1 protein-coding gene and 1 pseudogene are annotated in these 1402 nt (G+C 65.8%); one reads left to right on the top strand and one right to left on the bottom strand.

All coding sequences use genetic code 11. The features are described from left to right. Positions 1-107 (top strand): annotated as a pseudogene (locus FJ980_RS35645) (LysR family transcriptional regulator); the annotation flags it as partial. Here FJ980_RS35645 and FJ980_RS31645 read toward each other — a convergent pair. After that, positions 104-1402: glycine cleavage T C-terminal barrel domain-containing protein (locus FJ980_RS31645; RefSeq protein ID WP_281406357.1), on the bottom strand; the 1299-nt coding region annotated here is incomplete at its 5' end. The pseudogene FJ980_RS35645 and the gene FJ980_RS31645 sit on opposite strands and share 4 nt — an antisense overlap.

Genomic DNA, 1402 nt, shown 5'->3' with positions numbered 1-1402 from the left:
CGCCTGAGACGTTGATGGACGAAGCGCTGATCTGCCTGCGCGAACGCAGCGGCGGCAAGCTGGTGCGCGCCTTCCTCGACATGGCGCGTTCGATGTCGGCGGATTAGGCGGCGGCCCTGATCTCCTCCACATCCGCTTTCACCCGTTCCGACTTCGGATCGTAAGGGGTGCGCAAATGTGCCGTGGCCGCGTGGCGAACGCCGGCAAGATCGATCTCGAAACGGCCGCTAGCCAGAAACGCAGCGTCGACGCCCGTCTCGTTCTCGATCAGCCCGAGCGCCACCGAGCGGCCAAGCGTGTGACCGTAGGCGGCCGAGCGGACCTCGCCGACGGGCTTGCCGTCGCGCAGGATCAGCTCGCCGCCCCACAGCATCGGCTCGGCATGGTCGAGCGTGAACAGTACGATGCGTTTTGCTGGCGCCGTCGACGGCTTGGCCTCGACAAGCGCGTCACGGCCGATGAAGCCACCCGGTTTGTCCATGGCGACGGCGAAGCCAAGCCCCGCCTGCCAGGGGCTAATGTCAGGCGTCAACTCACGGCCCCAGGCGCGAAAACCCTTTTCGATGCGCAAGCCATCAAGCGCGTAGTAGCCGGCGTCCAGGAGGCCGAATTCGCCGCCAGCCTCGTGCAGCGCCTCGTAGACGCCGACGGCGAATTCCGTCGGCACGATCAGCTCCCAGCCGAGCTCGCCGACATAGGTCATGCGGTTGGCGTAGGCGGTAGCGTAGCCGATATCGATCTCGCGGATGGTGGCGAAGGGGAAGCCGGCGTTGGAAAGATCGGCCGACGACAATTTGCCCAAGAGATCGCGCGAGCGCGGCCCCATCAGCGCCAGCACCGCGTAGGACGAGGTGACGTCGGTCACGATGGCATGTGCGTCCGGTGGGATGTTCCTGGCGATCCAGTCGGCGTCGTGGACCGCTTGCGCCGAACCGGTGACGATGAGGAATTTTTGCGCACCAAGTCGCATTACGGTGAGATCGCTTTCGTACCCGCCGCGCGCGTTGAGCACGCCCGTGTAAACGGATGTACCGACCGGTACATCGACATTGCCGGCGCAGATGCGGTTGAGCACGGCACAGGCGTCGCGGCCCTGCACGAGGAGCTTGGCGAAAGAGGTCTGGTCGAATACGGCAACAGCCTCGCGCGTCGCCTTCATTTCGCGCTTGACTGCCTCATGCCAGTTCTGGCGGCCGAAGGCATAATCGTTCCCGGCCCTCTCTCCCGGGGCCGCGAACCAGTTGGCGCGCTCCCAGCCCATCTTGGAACCGAAGCAGGCGCCCCTGGCGGCCAGCCGGTCGTAGAGCGGCGAGCGGCGGAAGGGTCGGGCGGTGTCCAGCTCGCGGTTCGGCCACGGCATGGCGTAATGCAGACCGAGCGTCTCCTTGACGCGATCATGCAG

It is taken from the genome of Mesorhizobium sp. B1-1-5, assembly GCF_006443065.1.
In the GTDB taxonomy this organism is placed as follows: domain Bacteria; phylum Pseudomonadota; class Alphaproteobacteria; order Rhizobiales; family Rhizobiaceae; genus Mesorhizobium.
The sequence above is the reverse complement of the archived record's forward strand: the minus strand, read 5'-3'. Positions and strand labels throughout refer to the sequence as shown.